This window comes from Aeromonas sp. 603607 (assembly GCF_049171595.1).
In the GTDB taxonomy this organism is placed as follows: domain Bacteria; phylum Pseudomonadota; class Gammaproteobacteria; order Enterobacterales; family Aeromonadaceae; genus Aeromonas; species Aeromonas veronii.
The window spans coordinates 21,632-44,581 of the sequence record NZ_JAAKOV010000027.1 but is presented as its reverse complement, the minus strand read 5'-3'; the positions used below and the strand labels follow the sequence as shown (position 1 = coordinate 44,581).

The window sequence follows — 22,950 nt, the reverse complement described above, 5'->3', positions numbered from 1 at the left end:
GAGCGGGAAACGAGACTCGAACTCGCGACCCCGACCTTGGCAAGGTCGTGCTCTACCAACTGAGCTATTCCCGCAACTACCTTAAAACAGGCCGTACAGCATTTGGTTGCTTGCGCTACTGTACGGGAGCCGAATTATAAGAGCAGTCATTCCAATTGCAAGGGCTTTTTTGTCTGGTTGCGCGCGTTCGCTCAAAAGCTGGCCGAACTGTCGATTTTAGCAGCCAGCGCATGACAAACCCTTGCCGGGGAATCAGATCTTGAAGACGTGGCTGCGATAGAACTGCAGCTCGGCGATGGATTCGCGGATGTCGTCCAGCGCCTGATGGGTGCCGCTCTTCTTGAACTGATCCAGCAATTCCGGCTGCCAGCGGCGTACCAGCTCCTTGATGGTGCTGACGTCGACGTTGCGATAGTGGAAGAAAGCTTCCAGATCGCTCATGTGCTTGACCATGAAGCGGCGATCCTGACCGATGCTGTTGCCGCACAGCGGGCTGGTGCGCTCCGGCACCCACTGGCGAATGAACGCGAGGGTCTCGGCAACGGCTTTCGCCTCGTCATGCTGGCTCGCCTTGACCCGGGCCACCAGACCGCTCTTGGTGTGGGTGTTGACGTTCCAGTCGTCCATCTTGGCCAGCTCTTCATCACTCTGATGAATGGCGATCACCGGCCCTTCGGCCAGCACGTTCAGGTCCTTGTCGGTGACGATGGTGGCAATCTCCAGTACCACGTTCTCTTCGGGGTCGAGACCCGTCATCTCCATGTCGATCCATACCAGGTTCTGCGCGCTGACTGTCATGATTACTCTCTCTGTTGGGAGGAATGGCGGAATTTTGCCAATTTGCATGTATCATACTGGCTTTGGATCTGTTCATAAACTGGCGAATCGAGTGGCAAAGAAAGCAAAACTCAATCTGGGTCAACAAAGACGCGTCCAGGCCAACCGCGAGCGTCGGCTGCAAAAAGAGCACACCACAGAGGTGGATGACACCCTGTTTGGCCCGGCCATCGAAGGGGTGGTGATCAGCCGTTTTGGTCAGCACGCAGACGTGGAAGCGAGCGATGGCACCATCCACCGCAGCAACCTGCGGCGCAGCAGCATCAGCAGTCTGGTGTGCGGCGACAAGGTGGTGTGGCGTCCCGGCCTCAATGCCGCCATCGCCGGCGTCATCGAGGCGGTGCATCCGCGCCACTCGGTACTGACCCGACCGGACTTCTACGACGGGGTCAAACCCATCGCCGCCAACATCGACCAGATCATCATCGTCTCGGCGGTGATGCCCGAGTTCTCCACCAACATCGTCGACCGCTATCTGGTGGCCGCCGAGGATGTGGAGATCCGCCCCCTCATCGTGCTGAACAAGGTCGATATGCTCGATGATGTGGCCCGCGCGCGCATCGAGAGCCAGCTCGAAACCTATCGCAAACTCAATTACGAGGTGCTGCTGGTGAGCTGCGAGAGCGGCGAAGGGCTGGATGAGCTTAAAGCCGCACTGACCGACAAGATCAGCATCTTCGTCGGCCAGTCCGGGGTGGGCAAATCCTCGCTCACCAACGCCCTGATGCCGGGGCTGGATGTATTGACCGGCGAGATCTCCGAAAACTCGGGGCTCGGCCAGCACACCACCACCACGGCACGGCTCTACCACTTCCCCAGCGGCGGCGATCTCATCGACTCCCCCGGGATCCGCGAGTTCGCCCTCTGGCATCTGGAAGCCGACCGCATCACCTGGTGCTTCGTCGAGTTTCGCGACTATCTGGGTGGCTGCAAGTTCCGCGACTGTACCCACAAGGACGATCCCGGCTGTGCCCTGCGCGCCGCGGTCGACGCTGGCGCTATCAGCGCCGATCGCTTCCACAACTATCACCGCATCCTGGAAACCATGCAGGAAGCCCGTCACGGTCGCCAGCAAGCGCGCCTGTGACCCTGTTTAACCTACGTTGATGATGAACATGAGCATTACTGACAACCTGAAAATTGCCGGTCAATACTGTCTGCCCAAGCACGCCCTCTCCCGTCTGATCGGCAAATTTGCCGCTGCCGAAGCGGGCAACATCACCACCAAAGTGATCGAGGCTTTTATCAAGCAGTACAAGGTCGACATGAGCGAGGCGCTGCACGAGAGCCCGGCCCACTACAAGAGCTTCAACGAGTTCTTCACCCGCGAGCTCAAGCCCGGTATCCGCCCCGTGGTAGAAGATGCCATGACTCTGGCGCTGCCGGTGGATGGTACCGTCAGCCAGCTCGGTCCGATCCAGCAGGGTCGCATCATTCAGGCCAAGAGCCACGACTACAGCGCCCGCGAGCTGCTGGGCGGCTATGAGGATCTGGTTGCGCCGTTCAAGGATGGCGACTTCGCCACCATCTATCTGGCGCCCAAGGATTACCACCGCATCCACATGCCGCTGGACGGCGTGCTCGAGAGCATGGTGTTCGTGCCGGGGGATCTCTTCTCCGTCAACCCGCTCACCGCCGAGAACGTGCCCAACCTGTTTGCCCGCAACGAGCGGGTGGTCGCCACCTTCCGCACCCCGCACGGCCCCATGGCGCTGGTGCTGGTTGGTGCCACTATTGTGGCCAGCATCGAGACCATCTGGGCAGGCAACATTGCGCCGACCAAAGAGAAGAAGGTGGTGCGCTGGGACTACAGCGGCGACGAGGCCATTACCCTGCAGAAAGGCGCCGAAATGGGCCTGTTCAAGCTGGGCAGTACTGTCGTCTGCCTGTTTGGCCCGGGCATGCTGGCCGGTTTCGAACCCCATCTGGCCAACGGGGTCACCACCCGCATGGGTCAGCCCTTTGCCAAGCTGGCGGAGCAGGCATGAGCGAGCAACCGAACGCCTCGCAGAAGAACAACCCGCTGCACGGGCTGACGCTGGAAGCCATCGTCACCGCGCTGGTCGAACACTACGGCTGGGAAGAGCTGGGGCAGCAGATCAATATCCGCTGCTTCACCGATAATCCCAGCATCAAGTCCAGCCTGAAGTTCTTGCGCAAGACCCCATGGGCTCGGGAGAAGGTCGAAAGCCTCTACCTCTACGTCCAGCGCAAGCAAGCCAAATCGAAGAAGGAAGGGCAAGATGGCCTTTAAGATTACCTACACCTATAAAAAACAGGCCAAAGAGATCGGCTACGCGAACGACAAGTTCCGCAGCATCTACGACGCCATCGCCGCTGCCGAAGGGCTGGATCTCACCAGTTTTCACGCCATGGAGGCCCAGCTGGCTCAGGTTTGTCGCCGTGACAAAAAGAGCGTGAAGGATTACCAGGAGAACTACTTCAAGGAGCTGGGATTCTCCAACATCGTCATCGAACGGGATCTTCAGGAGTAACCATGCGCACCTTGACTCTGATGGCCGCCTCTCTGCTGCTGGCGGCATGCAGTACACCGGAACAACATCTGGTGGGCGGCGATCGCGACAGCCACGGCTGTATCGGCAGTGCGGGCTATCAGTGGTCAGCGCTGACTGGCAAATGTGTGCGCCTGTTTGAAGAGGGTATCCGGCTCAATCCGACCGATACCAGCCAGACCAGCAGCGCCTTCGTGATGTTCAACACCGACCAGACGCAGGCCGAATTGCATCTGCCAAGCGGCGAGCAGCACCTGCTGACCCGTCAAGGTGCGGAGGGCAACTGGTCGTGGCAGGGCAGCGGCTACACCCTCTTCCCCTGGAAGGGCTATGTGCTCAAATCCGGTGACAAGGTGCTCTATCACGGGGAATAACTCCGAGCGATAGCGCACTGCGTGGTATCGGCGCGATACCAGCGAAAAAAATGCCGACCCAGTGGTCGGCATTTTTGTATCTGACACAACCGGTTATCAGGCGCGGCTGAGGTAATCGGCCTGCCCTACCCACTTGTAGCTGGTGAGCTCGGTCAACCCCATGGGGCCACGGGCATGCAGCATCTGGGTCGAGACCGCCACTTCAGCCCCCAGACCAAACTGGCCACCATCAGTGAAACGGGTGGAGGCGTTGACATAGACAGCCGCCGAACCGGCGCCATTGACAAAACGCTCAGCGTTGGCCAGATCGTTGGTCAGGATGGCATCGGAGTGGCCGGCGTTGTGCTCGCGCATATGGGCCAGCGCCTCGTTCACATCCGCCACTAACTTGACCCCCAGGGTCAGCCCGAGCCACTCGGTATCGAAATCCTCCGGCCCTGCCTCGCACAGGTTGTCGGCACCCGCCAACTGCCTCATGGCGTTGGGCGCGGCCACCAGCGTCACCTTGCGCTCGTTCATCAGCGTCACCAGCTGCGGCAGGAAAGCCGAAGCGACTTTCTCGTGTACCAGCAGGGTATCGAGGGCATTGCAGGCGGAGGGGCGCTGCACCTTGGCGTTGTCGATGACCGCCAGAGAGCGCACCAGATCAGCACTCTCGTCGACGAAAATATGGCTGATACCGAACCCGCCGATGATGACCGGGATGGAGCTGTTCTCCTTGCACATCTTGTGCAGGCCCGCGCCACCACGGGGGATGATCATGTCCACATAGCGGTCTAGGCGCAGCAACTCGCCGACCAGCGCCCGATCCGGGTTGTCGATGTACTGCACCGCCGCCTCGGGCAGACCGGAGGCCGCCAAGGCATGCTGGATCACCCGCACCAGCTCCAGATTGGAGTGGAAGGTCTCGCGCCCGCCGCGGAGTATGCTGGCGTTGCCGGTCTTGAGGCAGAGACTGGCGATATCGATGGTGACGTTGGGTCGCGCCTCGTAGATGACGCCGATAACCCCGATGGGCACCCGACGACGGGAGAGCCGCAGGCCATTTTCCAGCACCCGGCTATCCATTTCAGCGCCGACCGGATCATCCAGCGTGATCACCTTGCGCACATCCGCCACAATCCCGGCCAGCCGGGCCGGATTGAGCAGCAGGCGATCCAGCATGGCTTCTGACAAGCCTGCCTCACGGCCAGCGGCGATATCTTTCGCATTGGCTGCGAGGATCTGCTCACTGCGCTCCTCCAGCTCGTCGGCGATGGCGGCCAGCGCCCGATTCTTCTGCGCCGTGCTGATGGTAGCCAGCTGATAGGCGGCTTCACGGGCCGCCTGCCCCATTTTCTCCAGACTCATCTCGGTTCCCTTTGTTCATGTCGTGCCGCCCTGATTAGAGCAGCACCATATCGTCTCGATGGATGGCTACTGAACCATATCCATAGCCCAGTACCTGCTCAATCTGATCCGAGTGGACGCCACGCAGCTTATCCAGCTCCAGATGGTCGTAACGGCAGATACCGCGCGCCAGCTCAGCGCCTTTGGGATCTAGGATCCGCACCACATCGCCTCGAATAAAGTCACCCCTGACCGCGACGATCCCCTTGGGCAGCAGGCTGGAGCCTTTATCCTTCATGGCGGCGACAGCCCCCTGATCCACATGCACTTCGCCGTGAGGGGGCGGGCCTGCCAGGATCCAGCTCTTGCGCCCTTCCAGCGGGGACGCCAGCGCCGGGAACAGGGTGCCAATCCGCTCACCCTTGGCAAGACGGCCGATCACCTCCGGCATCTGGCCGGTCGCGATCACCACGTTGACACCAGCGCGGCGTGCCACATCGGCGGCCTGCAGCTTGGTAGCCATGCCGCCGGTGCCGAGGCCGCTGACACTGTCACCCGCCAGCGAGCGCAGGGTATCGTCGATAGTCTGCACCTCTTCAATAAGCTGGGCATCGGGATTGGTGCGCGGATCGGCGGTAAAGAGCCCCTTCTGGTCTGTCAGCAGGATCAACAGATCCGCATCCGCCAGAATGGCGGCCCGTGCGGAGAGGTTGTCGTTGTCGCCGACCTTGATCTCGGCGGTCGCCACCGCATCGTTTTCGTTGATGACCGGAATAATGCGGTGATCGAGCAGGGTTCGCATGGTGTCGCGGGCGTTGAGGTAGCGCTCCCGATCTTCCAGATCGGCGCGGGTCAGCAGCATCTGGCCGATATGCAGACCGTAGAGGTTGAACAGATCCTGCCATACCCGAATAAGCTGGGTCTGACCAACCGCCGCCAGCATCTGCTTGTTGGGCAGGGTTGGCGCCAGTGGCGGGTGGCCCAGATGTTCACGCCCGGCGGCGATAGCTCCTGATGTGACGACCACAACCCTGTGGCCGTGACGGTGCAAGGCCGCACACTGTCTGACCAGCTCGACCATATGGGCACGATTGAGCTGGGAAGACCCCCCTGTGAGCACGCTGGTGCCCAACTTGACGACTATGGTTCTGTTTTCCATGGGAGCATAAAGGCTAAAAAGTAAGGAATATCTTTATACCCACGGCCATGGAGCCCTGCAAGGCAATTAACGCCGGAGGGAGGAGATGTGGCAAAGGCCCGGATGATTGCGGGCGGAAGGGAAGATGGCTGACTGATGGCCCGGCAAACAGCGGGATGCTGCTCGCCGGGCATCAGGGATCAAGCGGCGGTCACGGTCAACTCATTGGTGACCTGATCCGCTGGCGCTAACTGGCACTCCAGTGCCGTCAGTTTGTCGCTGATGAGCTTGTAGAAACGGTTGAGGGTCCGCTCCACTTCTACCTGGTGCTTCTTGGGGATCGGCTTGTCCAGCCACTCACCATCAGCATTGTAGAAACCGAGCTGATAATGGTAACGGAAATGGTGATCGTCCTGCTCCAGCACCAGCCACCAGCCCCAGAACTCCCGTTTGTCCGGCGCCGGCTTGGCGCTGACACAGACCGACAGGCAGTCGAAACGATAACGCCCCTCTTCGCAGAGATCCTCACGCAAATAGGGGCCAATGGCAGCAAACTGCCTCAGCAGTCGCTTGTAGGTCACTCTTTCAGACATGTTAACCTCCCTGTTAAACAAGCCGCGCCACCTCGGGATGGCGTCAGTTCTTTAGCGCAATGTCAGGTACACAAATGCTGTTTCAGCCACTCGACGATTTCGTCCAGCGCCTTGTCATACACCTCCAGCAAAGGCTGCTTGTCGAATACGATGGCCTTGCCGTTACGACTGGCCGCCGCCAATGCCCGTACATCCTGCTCGGGACAAATAAAATCTCGCTTGTGTCCAATACTCAATATCGGCACTGAGGTGCGAGTCCCCAGTAATCCTTGTGTTTTAAGTGAAAAAACCTGGCACTTGGTACGCATGCCGTCCCACTGCGCCGCATCGGCCCCCAACCGGTTGGCCAGACTGTCCCGCATCATGCGCGGACACTTGGCAAACAGCTCCTGATTGGTAAACACCTGATTGACACCGGCGCCGACACAGACCACGGTGCGCAGCTTAAAGGGTTCGATAAAGGCCAGTCTGGCTGCGATATTGCCCGCCAGACGCATCCCCACCATGGCGATACGCTGATGATCGACCCAGGCCACTTCGGAGAGGTAATGGAGCACCGCCTGATGGAGACGGCTAGTATCCTGCACCAGCGGCCAATGCTCGGCATAGCCAACCCCGGGCATATCGAGGGAGAGCATGCCGATACCGTTGGGCTCGAGCCGTTTGAGATAGAAGTTGAGGAAATCGAGCTGCAGGGAGTCGATCCCGCCGCTGATGATCACCAGCGGCACCGGTTTTTCGGTAGTCGGCAGGTGGAGATAACCCTGAATATGCTTGCCGCGAAAAGGCACCTGGATCTCTTTGAGCGGCACCTTGAACAGGCGACCCGCCTCGCGATAGGCCATGTTACCGAGCAGCTGGGCCTGATCCGCCAGTTCATCATCCTTGAGATGGGGATAGCTGGCGATGGAGTAGTAGCGCACCGCCTTGAGCAGCTGTTTCAAGGCGCCAGAAGGATCACCCTTCTCGCGCAATTCTCGGCCCTGCTTGAAATAGTTGCCAGCCACCTGGCTCCACTCGTAGATCCAGTTGCCGGGCACATAGCCCTTGATGGTATCGAGATAGCAGTCATGGGTGCGCTCGCCGGTCGCCATGGCGATACGGGCCAGGGTCTGCTCCACTTCGATGGGATCAGCCCCCTGCCAGGTCCAGGAGGGGCGGCGCAGCAGGCGATACCAGCTCTTTGACATGGAGCCGTCGATAAACATCTCGTCTGAGTCGGCTTGCGCCAGATCAGCCGCACTGGAGTTGGAGATCTCGGATGTTTCCAATACCTTCTTGACGCGGGTAAAGAGCTGTTCGGTCAGGTTTAGGTCTTCGTTCAAGTCCAAGATAGTGTCCCATTCATATCAGGCAATAGCTCATCTTAACCACTTTTACTGCCCATCAGCCACCCTACAACAGATTGATACACAAAAAAACAGGGCTCCAAATTGGAGCCCTGTGAAACCATTATTGCCGGTTGCGACCAATGGACGCAGCGAGCATCACATCCCGATCCCGTTACTTTTCGTCGCAGATCGGTGTGGCGAACTCCAGTGCCATATCCCACGGCTGTTCAATCCAGGTATCCTGCGGGATCGCCACTTCGAAATCGTCCAGCAGCGCTTCGCCCATCGGCTTAGCAAAGATCGCGATGAACTTGGCTTTCGGATAGAGCTCGCGGATCGCCTTGGCGGTAGTGCCGGTATCCACCAGATCTTCCACCACCAACCAACCTTCGCCGTCACCGGCGGTGGTGGCAGCCTTCACGACCACCAGCTCGCGCTGGCTGTCATGGTCATAGCTGGAGATGCAGAGGGTTTCCACATTACGAATGCCAAGTTCACGGGCCATCAGGGCTGCGGGCACCAGACCACCACGGCTGACCGCGATGATACCTTTCCACTGGCTGACAGGCAGCTGACGACGGGCCAGACGGCGAGCTTCACGTTGCAGGTTGTCCCACGACACATAGAACTTTTTCGGCATGTTATCGATCTCGAATAGTTATTTAAAAACAATCACTTAAAATAAAAACACCCGCAATTCTCCCTGCGGATGCCAGTAAATGGCGGCCCTTGCCCGACTGAATTCAGATTGCACTTCGGCTGCCTCAGGGCTAAGCCTCGGCAGCAAATCTGATAACAATGGAAGCAAGATGGGCTTATCCGGCGATCGGTTAGATGATGTGTCCAAACCGCGGACAGGCTGTTGGGCCGATATGATAGCACCGTTTGCAGAGAAAATGCCTGGCAAACGTATGCCAAAAACAGGAAAAATCGGCATCACCCTCTCCATTCGGCACATCTAGAGCGCCAAACGACTAACCTGCCGTCCCTGCTGCCGAGTCCTAATGGGCTGTGCGGCAAATCGCAGATAAAAAAATAGCAGGGGGAGGATTTACCTCACGCACCTGCTGCTTTCTCGCCTCTGCCTGGTTGGGCAGCTCGTCTTAGCGACGAGTGACGAAGGGGTTAGGGTAGCTGAAACCCTGGGTATACAAAGAAGGGGCAAACCAATAGGTTGAGTTGCTGCCTGGCATATTGAAACTCCTGATTGCTTAACAAGTTACGTACCTTTAATGCGGGCTCAAATCCTTGAACGAACACTCGGTTCCATGGAGGCGCACTTGCTTTGCTTCGGTTCCCTGGAGGCTTTCATCGTCATCCTGACGTGTGGCGAACCACGGGAGCTAATTTACCAGTCGGTGCGTTAAATTCAATATTTTTGTGAGATCGGTCACACATTTTCTTTTCTATCGGTCAGCGTCGTCCGAACCTGACGATCGTACTGCCTGGTTGCCATCAGCCAGCACAAGCTGCCTGCGATTTGCGCTGATTGCTCACATTTTTGTGTGATTGACTGTATTATCGTTATCCTCTTCCCCGGCCCGCTGATGGGGCCCTGTTAATTCCGTGCTGGTAAGGAGTCCCGACGTGGCACAGCTTAGCTCTCTCTCTCCCAAACTGATTTGGCATTTCTTCGAACAGATCTGCTCCATTCCCCACCCTTCCAAACATGAAGCCAAACTGAGCGCCTGGATCATCCAATGGGCTCAAGGGGAAGGTCTGGCGGTCAAGCAGGACAAGGTCGGCAACATCATCATCAAGAAACCGGCCACCCCGGGGATGGAAAACCGCAAAGCCGTGGTACTGCAAGCCCACATCGACATGGTGCCGCAGGCCAACGCCGACACCAAACACGACTTCGCGACCGACCCCATCGATGCCTATGTCGATGGCGAGTGGGTCACTGCCCGTGGCACCACTCTGGGTGCCGACAACGGCATCGGCATGGCCGGTTGCCTGGCTGTGCTGGCTGACAAGACCATCAAGCACGGTCCGCTGGAAGTGCTGCTGACCACAGACGAAGAGACCGGCATGACCGGCGCATTCGGTCTGGAAGCGGGCTGGCTGGAGGGCGAAATTCTGCTCAACACCGACTCCGAAGAGGATGGCGAGGTCTATATGGGCTGCGCTGGCGGTGTGGATGCCAATATCCGCTTCCCGCTCGAGCTGGTTGACGCCAGCGAAGGCGAAGCGTTCGAGCTGGCCGTAAAAGGGCTGCGTGGCGGCCACTCCGGTTGCGATATCCATCGCGGCCGTGGCAACGCCAACAAGCTGCTGGTGCGTCTGCTCAAAGCAGCCGAGCCGCTGGGTGTGCGTCTGGCCGAGATCCACGGCGGCACTCTGCGCAACGCCATCCCGCGCGAAGCCCGTGCCACCCTGCTGGTGCCTGCTGTCAGCGTAAACGAGTTCAAGGCGCTGGTTGACCGCTACACCGGGATCTACCAGACCGAACTGGCCGCCACCGAGCCGAACCTGACCGTGCTGGTCAACAACGCCGCCAAACCGGCCAAGTTGATGAGCGTCTCCCTGCAGCAGCGCCTGCTGGATGCCCTGATGGCCTGCCCGAACGGCGTGATGCGCATGAGCGATGCCATGCCCGGCGTGACCGAAACCTCTACCAACCTAGGGGTCATCAAGACTCAGGATGGCGAAGTGTACGTCCAGTGCCTGATCCGCTCCCTGATTGACTCCGGCCGCGAGAGCATCGAGCAGATGACCCGCTCCCTGTTCACCCTGGCAGGCGCCAGCTGCGAATTCACCGGTGCCTACCCGGGTTGGGCGCCGAACGTGGACTCCCCCGTCATGGCGCTGGTTCGCAACAGCTACCAGACCCTGTTCGGCACCATGCCCAACGTCATGGTGATCCACGCCGGCCTCGAGTGCGGTCTGTTCAAGAGCGCCTATCCGGAGTGGGACATGGTCTCCTTCGGCCCGACCATCCGCGGTGCCCACTCCCCTGACGAGAAGGTACATATCCCGGCGGTCGAGCGTTTCTGGCAACTGCTGGTGCACGTGCTGGAAGCGATTCCGGCCAAATAACCCGGCCTGCGCGATACGGCAAAACAAAGCCCCGCACTGCTGCGGGGCTTTTTATTGTCTGTTACAGCCAGATTTTGGCGCTTAACGGATGCCGCGAGCTTCGCGGATCCACTCCCAGGCTTGCTGGATCTCCTGGGTCTTCTCCTTGGCCATCTCCATCATCTCCGGCGGTAACCCTTTGGCGGCCAGCTTGTCCGGATGATGCTTGCTCATCTCCTTGCGGTAGGCGCGCTTGATATCCTGATCGCTGTCGCTCTCGCTTACCCCCAACAACTGGTAGGCATTCTTGAGGCGATCCGCAGAGGGTGCCGCCTGCCGATACTGCTGGCCACCGGAATGGCCCCCCTGATACTGCTGGCCATGGGCCTGATTGAAGAAGTTCATCTGCGCTTCGGCCATCGCCAGAATGCGGGCCAACTCGATGCGGCTGAAGCCCAGCTCGTCGGCAATGGTGTGCAGAATGGCGCGCTCGCCCTCCTCCACCCGCCCGTCGGCAAAGGCCGCCTGCAGTTGTACCTCGAGGAAGAAGCGCAGAATGTCGCGCTGCCCGAGGCTAGCACGGCGGAACTCGGCCAGGGTCTCGCGCAGCGGGAAGTCGGCCTCTTTACCGAGACGAAACGACTCCTGTGCCCGGGCACGCTGTTCACCCACGAGCCGCATCCGATCCATCAGGTTGGAGGCAACCCGGATCTCCTGCTCGGTCACCTGACCGCTGGACTTGGCGATATGGCCCATCACCGAGAAGGTGGCGTGGAAGAAGACGGCTTGCTGCTCCTGACTCGGGCCGCGACGAAACGCCCCTTGCAGCCCCATGCCACGGTCGAAACGGTGGCCGATCCAGAGGCCAATCAGGGCGCCGATGATATTGCCGAGCAGAAAACCGAAGAAGGCGCCCAGCACCTTACCCCAAATACGCATGGTTCAAGACCTCTTGAAGTTAATGAGTGCGGGCCTGGAGCTGGCCATCCAGCTCGCGCAGTCGATCGACCGTGCCGATATCACGCCACTCGCCAGCGAGCAGGCTGCCGCCCACCCGCCCTTGCGCCATCCAGTCACGGAGCAGAGGCGCCAGCTTGCGGGCGCCGCCCGCGAGACCGGCAAACGCCGCCGGATCATATAGTCCGACCCCGCTGAAGGTAAACGCTGGCGTATCCACGACTCGCCCTTCTTGCAGGGCAAAGTCCCCGCTCGGGTGCTGGGGCGGATTGGGCACCAGCCAAAGGTGGGCCAAATCATCGCCAAGGGGCTGGCTGACCAGAGTGTGATAATCGAGATCGAGCCAGGTATCACCGTTGATCACCAAAAAGGCTTCAGAGCCGAGCAGCGGCAGCGCCTGCACAATGCCGCCCGCGGTCTCCAGCGCGCTCTCCTCGGCTGACCAGTGGATGGTCACGCCAAGCGCACGGCCATCACCAAGGCTCTCGACCAGCTTGTGGCCGAGCCAGGCGTGGTTGATCACCAGCTCGGTCACGCCAGCTGACTTCAACTTTTCGATATGGTGGACGATAAGCGGTTTGCCCCCCACCGCCAGCAGCGGCTTGGGCAGCAGGTCGGTCAGCGGGCGCATCCGCTCGCCACGGCCAGCGGCCAGGATCATCGCCTTCATGGTTTCACCCCAGCATTGGCGATCCCCGGCAACACCACCTGCTCCAGCCACTGACCAAAACGGGCCAATACCGGATAGGCACTACCATGAGTGCGACAGACATCCACCACGTAGCCGAGGGTACGGGGAATATCCTTGAGATAGCCGGACTTGCCGTCGCGATGATAGAGCCGGGTGAAGATCCCCGCCGCTTTGAGGTGGCGCTGCATGCCGGTCAGGTCGGCATCACGACGGAAACTGGCATAATCGAGCTCGCCAAGCAGACCCGCCTGTTGCAGGGTGGCAAAGCCGTGGCGCATCCCTTCATCGATCACCTCGTCAGGCCAGCGTATGTAGCAATCTTTAAGCAAGGAGACCAGGTCATAGGTAAGCGGCCCGATGACCATATCCTGAAAATCGATGATGGCGAGTTCGCTGCTATCAGGAGTGTCTCCGCCACACACCATCAGGTTGCGACTGTGAAAATCTCTATGCATCACCCCCTGCGGCTGGGCCAGATTGCAGGCGGTGAGGCAGGCAAAGGTCTCGTCCAGCAGTTGCTGCTCTTCATGGCTCAGGGTCAGTTGCAGATGATGACCCAGCAGCCACTCGGGGAAAATGCTGTTCTCCCGCGCCATAAAAGCCGCATCGAAGGGTTCAAGCGCCAGTTCAACCGCCCCCAGGCGGGGCAGCAAATCAATCGCCTTGCCATACCAGGCCAGCACGTTGTTCTCGTTCAGGCAGCTGATCAGCTGGGTATCGCCCAGATCACTGACCGCCAGCAGACCCTGTTCGTAGTCCACCGCCTTCACCTCTGGCGCCAACAGCTGACGCGCCTGCAAGGCGGCCGCGTTACGAACAAACTCATGATTTTTTTCGGTTTTCGGATTGGCATCCACCCACACCAAACCACCACCACGAGAGTAGCGGCGGAAGCTGGCATCACCGGAAATGAGGGTAAGCGTGAGAGTGGCATCACCGGAAATACGGCGTGCCCACTGCAATAGCAGGGAATCGCGATCGTGCATAAGTAGAGGACCAAGGTGGAAAGCAGCACTTGGCTGTTAGCCCTGGCCGCAATAATGCTTTATCATTGCCGGCTAACATAAAGCAATGACATGCAATGTCAACTCGATGAAACCTGTCGTAAAATGCATGCCTTGGATCAACCGTATCTATCACGGATTGCACGAGTCTTTCACATGACAAAATGGACACTGGGGTACCGCTATCCCATCGCCCTGACTATCAGCCTGGCCCCCGCACTCACCCCTATGATGGTGCAGGCGGCCCCGTTCGAAGCGCCGCCAGCCACCGGCATTCTCGATAGTCTCTGCTATGACTATGTTCCCAAGATAGAGAAGCCTGCATCGGATCAGGATGCCAACGCACAGCCGGTCGAGGTTGATGCCGACCGTCTCGAGGCCAAACAGGGCGGCACCGCCGTCTATGAAGGTGACGTCAAGGTTCGTCAGGGTGTTCGCAAGTTTGACTCTGACTATGCCCAGCTCGACCAGAAGAGCCGGGATGTCATCGCCATCGGCAACATCTATTACAACGACGGTCAGGTGACCGTCACCAGCGACAAGACCCTCAAATCCAACCTGGATACCAAGAACTCCGAACTGGAAGAGGGCAAGTATCAGGTGCATGGCTCACCGGTGCGCGGCTTTGCCAAGCGCGTGGTGATGACCAACAACAACCAGAACATCACCATGGAGGGGGCCCAGTACACCACCTGTCCCCCCGGTCAGGAAGTGTGGACCCTCAAGGCGGGCAGTATCGACATCGACCAGAAAGAGGTGTTCGGCGAAGCCTGGAATGCCAGCCTCTGGCTCTATGATTACCCGGTGTTCTACTTCCCCTATATCAACTTCCCCATCAAGGATGAGCGGAAGACCGGTCTGCTCTACCCGGGTTACAAGCAAAGCTCCAGCAACGGCATGGATATCACCCAGCCCTTCTACTGGAACATAGCTCCCAACTACGATGCCACCATCACCTCCCGTTTTATGGATAAACGCGGCCTGATGGAGCAGGTGGAGTTCCGCTACATGCCGGACCCAGCCCACACCGGCACTCTCTATTTTGAAAATCTGGCGGATGACAAGCAGTACAGCCCGAGCAATCCGAGTCTGGCTGGCCTGTCCGATGGACATCGCTACCTGATGAACGTCCGCCACGGTTCCGCCCTGATGGATGGCAGCCTGCGTTTTGGTATCGACTACACCCAGGTGCGCGACAAGGATTACAACTACTTCAACGACTTCAGCCCGCAAGTGGGTACTCAGGTCGACAGCCAGTTGCAGCAATCCTTTACCGCCGGCTACTACCAGCCCAACTGGAACCTCACCTCCGAGGTGCGCCGCTACCAGATCCTGAGCCCATATGCGCTGCTGCCCCACGAGATGCTGCCGCGTATCGACTACAACTACTATCAGCAAGGCAAGTGGTTCGATCTGGCCTGGAACAGTGAACTGACCAAGTTTGGCTATGACAGTGGCAGTGCCGCCACTCTGCAAGCAGGTGAGCGCTATACCGCCACCCGCCTGCATCTGGCGCCAACCCTGACCGTGCCCCTGGTGGATGCACCGGGTTACTACCTGACCAGTCAGTACAAGCTGATGTTTACCTCCTACAACCAGGAGGTACCCGATAATCTGGTTAGCCAGGACCGCAGCCGCTTCACCGATGCAGACAGCAAACAGCTGACCCTGAAAGACGGCACCATTACCCGAACTCTGCCGTCCTTCCGGCTCAAGGGGGGCGTCAACTTCGATCGGCCGCTCGACTGGTATGATGGCAAGGGCACCCAAACCCTGGAACCCGAGTTCCAGTACCTCTATATCCCTTACAAAAATCAGGACGAGATCGGGATCTACGACTCCACCACCACCCGTCAGGACTACTACAGCCTGTTCAGTGACCGCCGCTTTGCCGGTCTCGACCGCATCAGCGATGCCAATCGGGTCACCGTTGGCCTGACCAGCCGGGTCTATGACAATGTGGGTGATGAACGGTTGCGTCTGGCGGTGGCCCAGGCCTTCGAAATGACGCCACCCAAGGTGCGCCTCTACCCTTCAAATCCGGAAAGCACCAACGCCCGCTCCCTGCTCTCGTTCGAGGGGGATGCCCGGATCACCGATGAGTGGTTTGCCCACGCGGGGACCCAGTACGATACCTCCGAGGGTGAATTTACGGCTGGCAACGGTGCAGTCGAGTACCGGACCGGCAAGCTGACCACTCAGGTCAACTACCGCTACATCAAGGATGGCAACCTGGACTATCGCTATCCGACCAACACGGCGCTGGCAGAAGATCTGAGCCAGGCGGGTCTGGTGATGATGGCGCCGATCGCCGATCAGTGGCAGATGTATGGCGGTTACTACCGTGACATCAAGCAGGATGTGAACATTGACCGCAAGATCGGTGTCAAATACGACTCCTGCTGCTGGAGCATCAACATGAGCCTGGAGTGGCACAATCAGCCGGACAACGTCACCCTGAAGCCTACTTCGGAAAAAGTCATTGGTCTGCAGTTTGAAATGAAGGGACTTGGCAGCGTGGGTACCGGTGGCCGTAGCGTCACCCTGGATACCGAGCTGTTGCCCTATGTTCGCCCGTTTAATCTGAAAGGCCAGCAATGATGCTGGCCCAGCCTTGAGAGATGGATATGAAAAAGACCCTGATTGCCCTGCTGACCGCGGGAATGTTCGGTGCTATGAGCCAGGCCGCACTGGCTGCGCCTGAGCTGATGGACAAGGTGCTGGCCGTGGTCAACAAGGACGTGGTGCTGTCCAGCCAACAGGACGCACTGGTCAACAAGGTAAAACTCTCCGCTCAGGAGAGCGGCCAGTCCCTGCCTGACGACGCCACCCTGCGCAAACAGGCGCTGGATCGGCTGATCCAGGAGAGCCTGCAGCTGCAACTGGCGGAGCGCCAGGGGCTGAAGATCAGCGACACCCAGCTGGAACAGGCTATTCAGGGCATCGCTGCCGACAACAAGATGACCCTGGATCAGCTGCGCGCCCAGCTCGCCCGTGAAGGGATGACCTATGCCCAGTATCGGGAAGAGGTTCGCCGCGAGATCCTGATGAACGAGGTGCGCCGCAATCAGGTGCGCCGCCGTATCAACATCTCCGAGCAGGAGGTGAAGCAGGTGGTGGAGATCCTGAAGAAACAGGGTCAACAGCAGAACGAATACCATGTCGGCCATATCCAGATTGCACTGCCGGACAACCCCACTGCCGCCCAGCTAGATGCCGCCAAGAGCAAGATCGAGCGCATTCTGGCCGCCCTCAAGCAGGGTGCCGACTTCCGCAAACTGGCCATTGCCGAGAGTAATGGTCCCAAGGCGCTGGAAGGGGGTGACTGGGGCTGGATGAGCCCGCAAGAGATGCCGACCCTGATGGCCGAAGCGGTACAGGGTGCCCAGAAGGGCGATATCGTCGGCCCGCTGCGCTCCGGTGCCGGCCTACACATCATCAAGGTGTTCGACACCAAGGGTCAGCAGCAAGTGATGCAGAGCGAGGTGAAGGCCCGTCATATCCTGATCAAGCCCTCCATCATCCTGAGCGAAGAGAAAGCCAAGGGGATGCTGGATGGCATTCTGCACGACATCAAGAGCGGCAAGGCCAACTTCGCCAGCATGGCGGAGAAGTATTCCGAAGATCCGGGCTCTGCGGTGCAGGGTGGCGAACTGGGCTGGTCTGATCCCAACGTCTATGTCCCCGAGTTCCGCGACATGGTCAACCGTCTGCAACCGGGCCAGATCAGTGCCCCGTTCCGAACCAGCCATGGCTGGCACATCGTGCAGGTGGAAGATCGCCGCAGCCAGGATGCGACCGACAAGGCTCAGGAGCAGCGCGCCTACCAGCTGATCTACAACCGTCGCTTCGTGGAAGAGTCCCAGGCGTGGCTGGATGAGCTGCGTGACGAGGCCTACATCCAGATCGAAGGAGCCGGTAGCTGATGAGCTGCCGTCGCCTTGCCGTTACCCCGGGCGAACCGGCTGGGATCGGCCCGGATCTGGTGCTGCAGATTGCCCAGCAGGATTGGCCCCACCAGTTGGTGGTGATCGCCGATCCGGCGCTGCTGCGCGAGCGGGCAATCCTGCTTGGGCTGCCCATCGAACTTGAGCCCTACGATGCCGCCGCCCCTGCCCGCCCCCAGCGGGCGGGCACCCTGACCGTCTGTCCGGTCTCCCTCGGCGCCCCCGTGGTGCCGGGCGAGCTGAACGAAGGCAATGGCGCCTATGTGCTGGCGACCCTGCAGCGTGCCTGCGATGGCAACATGAGCGGCGAATTTGCCGCCGTGGTGACCGGGCCGGTGCACAAGGGGATCATCAACCAGGCCGGGGTCTCGTTCAGCGGCCACACCGAGTTCTTTGCCCAGCAATCCAACACCGCCGATGTGGTGATGATGCTGGCAACCGAGGGGCTGCGGGTCGCACTGGCGACCACCCATATTCCGCTGGCCTATGTGGCGATGGCCATCACCGAGGATCGCCTCGGCAAGGTGATCCGGATCCTCAACGAGGATCTCGCCACCAAGTTTGGCATCGCCAAACCCCGTATTTACGTCTGCGGCCTCAACCCCCACGCTGGGGAAGGTGGCCATCTCGGACGTGAAGAGATTGACGTGATCGAACCCGCCCTGGCCACCCTGCGCCAGGAAGGGATCGATCTGGTCGGCCCGTTGCCGGCCGACACCCTGTTCCAGGAGAAATACCTCAAGGATGCGGATGCGGTACTCGCCATGTACCACGACCAGGGGCTGCCTGTGCTCAAATACAAGGGCTTCGGCAGTTCGGTCAATATCACTCTGGGGCTTCCCTTCATCCGCACTTCGGTAGATCACGGCACCGCGCTGGATCTGGCAGGCAAGGGCCTGGCCGCTCCGGGCAGCCTTGTCACCGCGATTAACCACGCCATCAAGATGGTAGAGAAAAAAAGATATGAGCAGTAAGGTGCACATGGGCCACACGGCCCGTAAGCGTTTCGGTCAGAACTTCTTGCACGACCGGTATGTGATCGATCAAATCGTCGCCGCCATCAACCCGCAGCCAGGTCAGAATCTGGTGGAGATCGGTCCGGGTCTGGCCGCGCTGACCGAGCCGGTTGCCGCCCAGATGGACAAAATGACCGTGGTCGAGCTGGACCGGGACCTGGCAGCTCGTCTGCGCGAGCACCCGACCCTCAAAGACAAGCTGACCGTCATCGAAGCGGATGCCATGCGTTTCGACTTCGGCACCCTGATGGGTGAAGGCAAGGGGCCGCTGCGCATCTTCGGCAACCTGCCCTACAACATCTCCACCCCGCTCATCTTCCACCTGTGCGAGTTCGCAGATCGGGTCGAAGACATGCACTTCATGCTGCAAAAGGAAGTGGTGTTGCGTCTGGCCGCTGGCCCGGGCAGCAAGGCTTATGGCCGGCTGAGCGTGATGACCCAGTACTACTGTCAGGTAGTGCCTGTGCTGGAAGTGGGCCCGGGCGCCTTCAAACCGGCGCCGAAAGTGGACTCTGCCGTGGTTCGCCTGATCCCGCACAAGAATCCGACCATAGTCGCAAAAGACATTCGTTGTCTGAATCGCGTCTGTACCGAGGGCTTTGGCCAGCGTCGCAAGACCATCCGCAACAGCTTCTCCAACTTCATCACCGACGCCCAGCTGACCGAGCTTGGTATCGATGGCAACCTGCGCCCGGAGAATCTCTCCCTCGAGCAGTTTGTCATGATCGCCAACTGGCTGGCGGATCAGCAACAGGCCTGATCCTGTGGCACTCCCGCACATCGAGATCCGCCCATACCCCGTGTATGTGGCGGGATCAAAAGACCCTTACCAGTTTCACTATCTGATCGAGATTGAGAATCTGGGGCCCGGCCCGGTGCAACTGCTGCATCGGCGCTGGCTCATCACCGATGCCAATGGCAAGATGCTGGAAGTGGCAGGCCCGGGCGTGGTCGGGGAACAACCCGTCATTGCCGAAGGTGAGACCTACCGCTACCAGAGCGGCGTGCCGCTGGCGACCCCGCTTGGGGTGATGGAAGGGAGCTATACCCTGCAAGATGGCTCTGGTCAGCAGTTCGAGGCGCCCATCGCCCCCTTCACGCTGGCGATCCCCAATATTATCAACTGAGGTTTCATGGCGAACTGTTTTGTCGGTGACATCCAGGGCTGTTACGACGACTTGCGCCGTCTGCTGGATCTTGCCGCGTTCGATCCCGAAAATGACGTGCTCTGGCTCTGCGGCGATCTGGTCGCCCGCGGCCCGGACTCCCTCAATACCCTGCGTTTTGTCAAAGGGCTGGGCAACCGCGCCGTTACCGTGCTCGGCAACCACGACCTGCACCTGCTGGCGGTCGCCGATGGCGTTGCACCGCTCAAGAAGAAAGACAAGCTGCAAAGCCTGATGGATGCCCCTGATCGGGATGAACTGCTGGAGTGGCTGCGCCACCGCCCGCTACTGGCCGAACATCCGGATCTGCCCATCATGATGGTGCATGCCGGGATCTCCCCCGCATGGGATGTCCGCACCGCGCGCAACTGCGCCCGCGAGGTAGAGAGCCTGCTGCGCGGTGACCAGTACAGCTGGCTGCTGCACAACATGTACGGCGACCAGCCCGATGGCTGGAAAGATGATCTGGTCGGGATCGACCGCTACCGCTACATCATCAACACCTTCACCCGGATGCGCTTCTGCTATTTCGACGGTCGTCTCGACTTCAAATGCAAGAAGGGCCCCAAGGAGTCGACCCCGGGCCTGCGGCCCTGGTTCGAGCAGCGCGAGCATCACGTGGACGACCCCATTCTGGTGTTCGGCCACTGGGCAGCCCTGATGGGCAACACCGGCAAGAGCGATATCAAAGCGCTCGATACCGGCTGTGTCTGGGGCAACAGCCTGACCCTGTGGCGCTACGAGGATGATGCCCTGATCGCAACCCCCTGCCCGGTTCACGCCAGCTAGAGGGACGCAGCAATCTGGCGGTCGCTGCCACACGGATTGCAACAACCCGCACCAATAACAAAGCCCGGCAATCTGCCGGGCTTGCTGTTTTAGGTTCCCTGTTTTCCGGCGAATGAAGTTACAACTTGCGCCCCAGCCGCTTCTCAATCTGGCGCCGCTCCCACTCGGGGCCAAACAGCTTGAAGGGCTGAAACACCCGAACAGCATGGGAGGCAAGTCCCAGCCCCCAGCCCAGGGTTGGCCACCAGGCCCAGATATACTCCGGATTGCTCAGGTAGTTGATGACAAACAGCCCGCAGATCACCACCACGTAGCTGGCGGCATGGTGATAGAAGCCCTTGAGCTCCTCCACATAGCGCATTGCCGCCCGCTCCTCTGCCGATACCTGCACCGCATCCTGAGCCATAGTGTCACTTCCTCTCATCTCGCGCTCCTGTTGCTCTGATCCATCCAGTTGAGCCACATCGAGTTCAAAGACAGCGGCCAGGGCCTTGAGAGATTCCAGTCCGGGTTGCTGCCCCTGCTCGATCCGCTGGATAGTGCGGACACTCAAACCAGTCAACGTTGCTAACTGATCCTGGGACCAACCCCGTTGCAATCTCAACTTCCTGACGATCATCTCGAACTCCTTGTGGTAATTGACAGGGCCAGCATAGGGCTTGCGCCGCGAAAGGTGACACGACAGATAGCCGACATACATCTGACAGTCCTTTAAAATCAGCTGGTTAAGATTTTGTTCTTGTCAGTCAGCCGCTCGTTCCCCCAGATATTGCACAAACCGTAACAGATAACCATCGGGATCCTGCAGCAAAAATTCGCGCTGCCCGGCCAGCATCTCGCCCACTGGATACCAGACCTCAGTGGGCTGCCGGAAAAGTGCAATCTCGGCGGCCTGCAATCGGTCGAGTAGCGGCTGGATCTCGGCCAGCTCCATCTGCAGATTGATCCCCCGACCGAACGGTGGCTCCAACGCCCCGACCTGCCAACCCCCGGATGTACCTGCTCCAGCATCAGCTGTATCTGTTGCTGCTCAAGATAAGCAAAAGGAGGGTCATCGCGCCGATAGCGGACCGAGAAGCCCAACAAACCGGTATAGAAAACCAGAGATCGAGCCAGATCGGTAACCGACAGCTCCGGTACCATGGGATTCCAATACGGCCCATCCACCGCGACAGTAGGGTTCGTTATGGCTTACAGGCTCTGCATCAGCTCGGCGCCAATTTCAAAGGAGCGCAATCGGGCCTGATGATCGACGATGGGCCCATTGAACATCAGCTCATCGGCACGGGTTTCCGCCAGCAGCGCCTTGAGGCCGTGACGAACCTGCTCAGGGTCGCCCACCAGAGAGCGGGTCAGGGTCTGCTCCATCGCCATCAACTCACGAGGTGCCCACTCGTCGCCAAGCTGGACGACCGGCGCGGGCAGCTTGCCCGCATCACCGCGATGAAGGCGCAAGAACTGCTGCTGCACGGTAGTGAACTGGAAGCGGGCCTCCTTCTCGCTGTCGGCGGCGATCATGTTGATGCAGACCACCGCATGGGGCTTGGGCCAGCGAGCAGAGGGGCGATACTGGCTACGATAGATCTCCAGCGCCTGCAGCAACATGGCGGGAGCAAAATGGGAGGCAAACCCGAACGGCAAACCCATCGCCGCCGCCAGTTGCGCGCTGTAAAGGCTGGAACCCAGCAGCCAGATGGGCAGATGCAGCCCCTGGCCGGGCACCGCCTGCACCGCGCCGATCTCGTCGCCAAAGTAGCTCATCAGCTCACGCACATCGGCCGGGAAATCATCCACCTCGCCACTGCGCATACGCCGTAGCGCCCGCATGGTGCGCTGATCGGTACCGGGGGCGCGACCAAGGCCCAAATCGATGCGGTCGGGATAGAGAGAAGCCAAAGTTCCAAACTGCTCGGCAATCACCAGCGGCGAGTGGTTCGGCAGCATGATGCCACCCGCCCCGATCCGCAGAGTGGTGGTGGCTTCGGCCAGATGGCCGATCAGCACCGAGGTAGCGGCACTGGCAATGCCCGGCATGTTGTGATGCTCGGCAAGCCAGTAGCGCTGGTAACCCCAACCCTCGGCATGGCGGGCAAGATCCCGTGAACGGCGAAACGACTCGGCAGGCACGGAACCCTCGGCAACAGGCACCAGATCGAGCACGGAATAGGGGATGGCAGACATGGGTCACTCCATTGATTTACAGGCCAGTAACAAGTGAGGCAATGTAGCACGGGATACCTGAATGAA

General features: G+C 59.7%; 24 protein-coding genes, 1 tRNA gene and 1 pseudogene. 12 read left to right on the top strand and 14 right to left on the bottom strand.

Annotated features, from left to right (window positions below; all coding sequences use genetic code 11):
* Position 1: 1 nt before the first annotated feature.
* Positions 2-74 (bottom strand) — tRNA-Gly (locus G5315_RS19895).
* A 178-nt stretch (positions 75-252) separates the two neighbouring features.
* Positions 253-798 carry an oligoribonuclease gene (gene orn / locus G5315_RS19890; protein ID WP_058057259.1) on the bottom strand — a complete coding sequence of 182 codons (546 nt, stop codon included), beginning with the start codon at positions 796-798 and terminating at the stop codon, positions 253-255.
* 91 nt (positions 799-889) lie between these two features.
* Between orn and rsgA the strand changes: the two genes are divergently transcribed.
* The 5 genes from rsgA to G5315_RS19865 are packed head-to-tail and all read left to right on the top strand — an operon-like array spanning position 890 to position 3,724.
* Positions 890-1,924 carry a small ribosomal subunit biogenesis GTPase RsgA gene (gene rsgA, locus G5315_RS19885; RefSeq protein WP_421333839.1) on the top strand — a complete coding sequence of 345 codons (1,035 nt, stop codon included), beginning with the start codon at positions 890-892 and terminating at the stop codon, positions 1,922-1,924.
* A gap of 28 nt (positions 1,925-1,952) precedes the next feature.
* Positions 1,953-2,825, top strand: a complete 873-nt coding sequence (gene asd, locus G5315_RS19880) for an archaetidylserine decarboxylase (RefSeq protein WP_421333838.1) — start codon at positions 1,953-1,955, stop codon at positions 2,823-2,825.
* Entirely contained in the window at positions 2,822-3,091 is a 270-nt protein-coding gene (locus tag G5315_RS19875; RefSeq protein ID WP_005349372.1) for a VF530 family DNA-binding protein, read from the top strand. Before asd ends, G5315_RS19875 begins: the two co-directional genes overlap by 4 nt.
* On the top strand, positions 3,081-3,332 hold the full coding sequence (locus G5315_RS19870; protein WP_005338984.1) for a DUF2960 domain-containing protein: 252 nt from the start codon (positions 3,081-3,083) through the stop codon (positions 3,330-3,332). The genes G5315_RS19875 and G5315_RS19870 overlap by 11 nt, the downstream gene beginning before the upstream one ends.
* 2 nt (positions 3,333-3,334) lie before the next feature.
* Positions 3,335-3,724, top strand: a complete 390-nt coding sequence (locus tag G5315_RS19865) for a hypothetical protein (RefSeq protein WP_421333836.1) — start codon at positions 3,335-3,337, stop codon at positions 3,722-3,724.
* Between the two features lie 96 nt (positions 3,725-3,820).
* On the opposite strand, the gene G5315_RS19860 is transcribed toward G5315_RS19865, so the two are convergent.
* From G5315_RS19860 to gpt, 5 genes are all read right to left on the bottom strand, one after another.
* Positions 3,821-5,074, bottom strand: a complete 1,254-nt coding sequence (locus G5315_RS19860; protein WP_421333834.1) for a glutamate-5-semialdehyde dehydrogenase — start codon at positions 5,072-5,074, stop codon at positions 3,821-3,823.
* Positions 5,075-5,108: 34 nt separating this feature from the next.
* Positions 5,109-6,212: a glutamate 5-kinase gene (proB, locus tag G5315_RS19855; protein ID WP_201973445.1), complete on the bottom strand. Its 1,104-nt coding sequence runs from the start codon at positions 6,210-6,212 to the stop codon at positions 5,109-5,111.
* A 179-nt stretch (positions 6,213-6,391) separates the two neighbouring features.
* Positions 6,392-6,784 carry a sigma factor-binding protein Crl gene (gene crl, locus G5315_RS19850; protein ID WP_005339003.1) on the bottom strand — a complete coding sequence of 131 codons (393 nt, stop codon included), beginning with the start codon at positions 6,782-6,784 and terminating at the stop codon, positions 6,392-6,394.
* 62 nt (positions 6,785-6,846) lie between these two features.
* Positions 6,847-8,115 carry an esterase FrsA gene (gene frsA, locus G5315_RS19845; RefSeq protein ID WP_100654469.1) on the bottom strand — a complete coding sequence of 423 codons (1,269 nt, stop codon included), beginning with the start codon at positions 8,113-8,115 and terminating at the stop codon, positions 6,847-6,849.
* Between the two features lie 172 nt (positions 8,116-8,287).
* A complete protein-coding gene (gene gpt / locus G5315_RS19840; protein WP_005339007.1) occupies positions 8,288-8,755 on the bottom strand; it encodes a xanthine phosphoribosyltransferase in 468 nt (155 codons plus the stop codon).
* 947 nt (positions 8,756-9,702) lie between these two features.
* Here gpt and G5315_RS19835 point away from each other — a divergent pair.
* Complete coding sequence (locus G5315_RS19835; RefSeq protein WP_219594688.1) at positions 9,703-11,154, top strand: aminoacyl-histidine dipeptidase; 1,452 nt, start codon at positions 9,703-9,705, stop codon at positions 11,152-11,154.
* Between the two features lie 81 nt (positions 11,155-11,235).
* On the opposite strand, the gene djlA is transcribed toward G5315_RS19835, so the two are convergent.
* From djlA to G5315_RS19820, 3 genes are read right to left on the bottom strand one after another with little or no spacing between them, the layout of a single operon-like run.
* Positions 11,236-12,072, bottom strand: a complete 837-nt coding sequence (djlA, locus tag G5315_RS19830) for a co-chaperone DjlA (RefSeq protein WP_421333832.1) — start codon at positions 12,070-12,072, stop codon at positions 11,236-11,238.
* Between the two features lie 19 nt (positions 12,073-12,091).
* Complete coding sequence (gene murU, locus G5315_RS19825) at positions 12,092-12,760, bottom strand: N-acetylmuramate alpha-1-phosphate uridylyltransferase MurU (protein WP_421333830.1); 669 nt, start codon at positions 12,758-12,760, stop codon at positions 12,092-12,094.
* Positions 12,757-13,767, bottom strand: coding sequence for an aminoglycoside phosphotransferase family protein (locus tag G5315_RS19820; RefSeq protein WP_421333828.1), 1,011 nt, complete (start codon positions 13,765-13,767; stop codon positions 12,757-12,759). The genes murU and G5315_RS19820 overlap by 4 nt, the downstream gene beginning before the upstream one ends.
* Positions 13,768-13,941: 174 nt before the next feature.
* On the opposite strand from G5315_RS19820, the gene lptD reads away from it, so the two are divergent.
* The 6 genes from lptD to G5315_RS19790 are packed head-to-tail and all read left to right on the top strand — an operon-like array spanning position 13,942 to position 20,703.
* On the top strand, positions 13,942-16,386 hold the full coding sequence (lptD, locus tag G5315_RS19815; RefSeq protein ID WP_110303425.1) for an LPS assembly protein LptD: 2,445 nt from the start codon (positions 13,942-13,944) through the stop codon (positions 16,384-16,386).
* Positions 16,387-16,412: 26 nt separating this feature from the next.
* Positions 16,413-17,711 carry a peptidylprolyl isomerase SurA gene (surA, locus tag G5315_RS19810; RefSeq protein WP_421333826.1) on the top strand — a complete coding sequence of 433 codons (1,299 nt, stop codon included), beginning with the start codon at positions 16,413-16,415 and terminating at the stop codon, positions 17,709-17,711.
* The gene (gene pdxA, locus G5315_RS19805) at positions 17,711-18,706 is read left to right on the top strand and encodes a 4-hydroxythreonine-4-phosphate dehydrogenase PdxA (RefSeq protein ID WP_421333824.1); all 996 of its coding nucleotides are present in this window, start codon (positions 17,711-17,713) and stop codon (positions 18,704-18,706) included. Before surA ends, pdxA begins: the two co-directional genes overlap by 1 nt.
* Complete coding sequence (gene rsmA, locus G5315_RS19800) at positions 18,696-19,508, top strand: 16S rRNA (adenine(1518)-N(6)/adenine(1519)-N(6))-dimethyltransferase RsmA (protein ID WP_005339016.1); 813 nt, start codon at positions 18,696-18,698, stop codon at positions 19,506-19,508. The genes pdxA and rsmA overlap by 11 nt, the downstream gene beginning before the upstream one ends.
* Positions 19,509-19,512: 4 nt before the next feature.
* Positions 19,513-19,875 (top strand): Co2+/Mg2+ efflux protein ApaG, encoded by a 363-nt coding sequence (apaG, locus tag G5315_RS19795; RefSeq protein ID WP_031227971.1) that lies wholly within the window; start codon positions 19,513-19,515, stop codon positions 19,873-19,875.
* Positions 19,876-19,881: 6 nt separating this feature from the next.
* Complete coding sequence (locus tag G5315_RS19790; RefSeq protein WP_005358331.1) at positions 19,882-20,703, top strand: symmetrical bis(5'-nucleosyl)-tetraphosphatase; 822 nt, start codon at positions 19,882-19,884, stop codon at positions 20,701-20,703.
* A gap of 118 nt (positions 20,704-20,821) precedes the next feature.
* Here G5315_RS19790 and G5315_RS19785 read toward each other — a convergent pair whose 3' ends face one another.
* The 4 genes and pseudogenes from G5315_RS19785 to G5315_RS19770 form a co-directional block, all read right to left on the bottom strand.
* A complete protein-coding gene (locus G5315_RS19785) occupies positions 20,822-21,322 on the bottom strand; it encodes a 2TM domain-containing protein (RefSeq protein WP_421333844.1) in 501 nt (166 codons plus the stop codon).
* 123 nt (positions 21,323-21,445) lie between these two features.
* On the bottom strand, positions 21,446-21,673 hold the full coding sequence (locus G5315_RS19780; protein ID WP_421333846.1) for a hypothetical protein: 228 nt from the start codon (positions 21,671-21,673) through the stop codon (positions 21,446-21,448).
* Positions 21,674-21,729: 56 nt separating this feature from the next.
* Positions 21,730-21,846: pseudogene (locus tag G5315_RS19775) on the bottom strand (VOC family protein); the annotation flags it as partial.
* Between the two features lie 48 nt (positions 21,847-21,894).
* Positions 21,895-22,884 (bottom strand): luciferase-like monooxygenase, encoded by a 990-nt coding sequence (locus tag G5315_RS19770; RefSeq protein ID WP_421333822.1) that lies wholly within the window; start codon positions 22,882-22,884, stop codon positions 21,895-21,897.
* Positions 22,885-22,950 lie beyond the last annotated feature (66 nt).

What these genes read in the sequence shown, in the direction of transcription:
- G5315_RS19770 (WP_421333822.1), bottom strand. Translation starts at nt 22,884, where the DNA reads ATGTCTGCCATCCCCTATTCCGTGCTCGATCTGGTGCCTGTTGCCGAG.
- G5315_RS19820 (WP_421333828.1), bottom strand. Translation starts at nt 13,767, where the DNA reads ATGCACGATCGCGATTCCCTGCTATTGCAGTGGGCACGCCGTATTTCC.
- djlA (WP_421333832.1), bottom strand. Translation starts at nt 12,072, where the DNA reads ATGCGTATTTGGGGTAAGGTGCTGGGCGCCTTCTTCGGTTTTCTGCTC.
- G5315_RS19865 (WP_421333836.1), top strand. Translation starts at nt 3,335, where the DNA reads ATGCGCACCTTGACTCTGATGGCCGCCTCTCTGCTGCTGGCGGCATGC.
- surA (WP_421333826.1), top strand. Translation starts at nt 16,413, where the DNA reads ATGAAAAAGACCCTGATTGCCCTGCTGACCGCGGGAATGTTCGGTGCT.
- lptD (WP_110303425.1), top strand. Translation starts at nt 13,942, where the DNA reads ATGACAAAATGGACACTGGGGTACCGCTATCCCATCGCCCTGACTATC.
- pdxA (WP_421333824.1), top strand. Translation starts at nt 17,711, where the DNA reads ATGAGCTGCCGTCGCCTTGCCGTTACCCCGGGCGAACCGGCTGGGATC.
- crl (WP_005339003.1), bottom strand. Translation starts at nt 6,784, where the DNA reads ATGTCTGAAAGAGTGACCTACAAGCGACTGCTGAGGCAGTTTGCTGCC.
- G5315_RS19860 (WP_421333834.1), bottom strand. Translation starts at nt 5,074, where the DNA reads ATGAGTCTGGAGAAAATGGGGCAGGCGGCCCGTGAAGCCGCCTATCAG.
- G5315_RS19870 (WP_005338984.1), top strand. Translation starts at nt 3,081, where the DNA reads ATGGCCTTTAAGATTACCTACACCTATAAAAAACAGGCCAAAGAGATC.
- G5315_RS19785 (WP_421333844.1), bottom strand. Translation starts at nt 21,322, where the DNA reads ATGATCGTCAGGAAGTTGAGATTGCAACGGGGTTGGTCCCAGGATCAG.
- orn (WP_058057259.1), bottom strand. Translation starts at nt 798, where the DNA reads ATGACAGTCAGCGCGCAGAACCTGGTATGGATCGACATGGAGATGACG.
- rsmA (WP_005339016.1), top strand. Translation starts at nt 18,696, where the DNA reads ATGAGCAGTAAGGTGCACATGGGCCACACGGCCCGTAAGCGTTTCGGT.
- proB (WP_201973445.1), bottom strand. Translation starts at nt 6,212, where the DNA reads ATGGAAAACAGAACCATAGTCGTCAAGTTGGGCACCAGCGTGCTCACA.
- G5315_RS19875 (WP_005349372.1), top strand. Translation starts at nt 2,822, where the DNA reads ATGAGCGAGCAACCGAACGCCTCGCAGAAGAACAACCCGCTGCACGGG.
- murU (WP_421333830.1), bottom strand. Translation starts at nt 12,760, where the DNA reads ATGAAGGCGATGATCCTGGCCGCTGGCCGTGGCGAGCGGATGCGCCCG.
- gpt (WP_005339007.1), bottom strand. Translation starts at nt 8,755, where the DNA reads ATGCCGAAAAAGTTCTATGTGTCGTGGGACAACCTGCAACGTGAAGCT.
- asd (WP_421333838.1), top strand. Translation starts at nt 1,953, where the DNA reads ATGAGCATTACTGACAACCTGAAAATTGCCGGTCAATACTGTCTGCCC.
- G5315_RS19790 (WP_005358331.1), top strand. Translation starts at nt 19,882, where the DNA reads ATGGCGAACTGTTTTGTCGGTGACATCCAGGGCTGTTACGACGACTTG.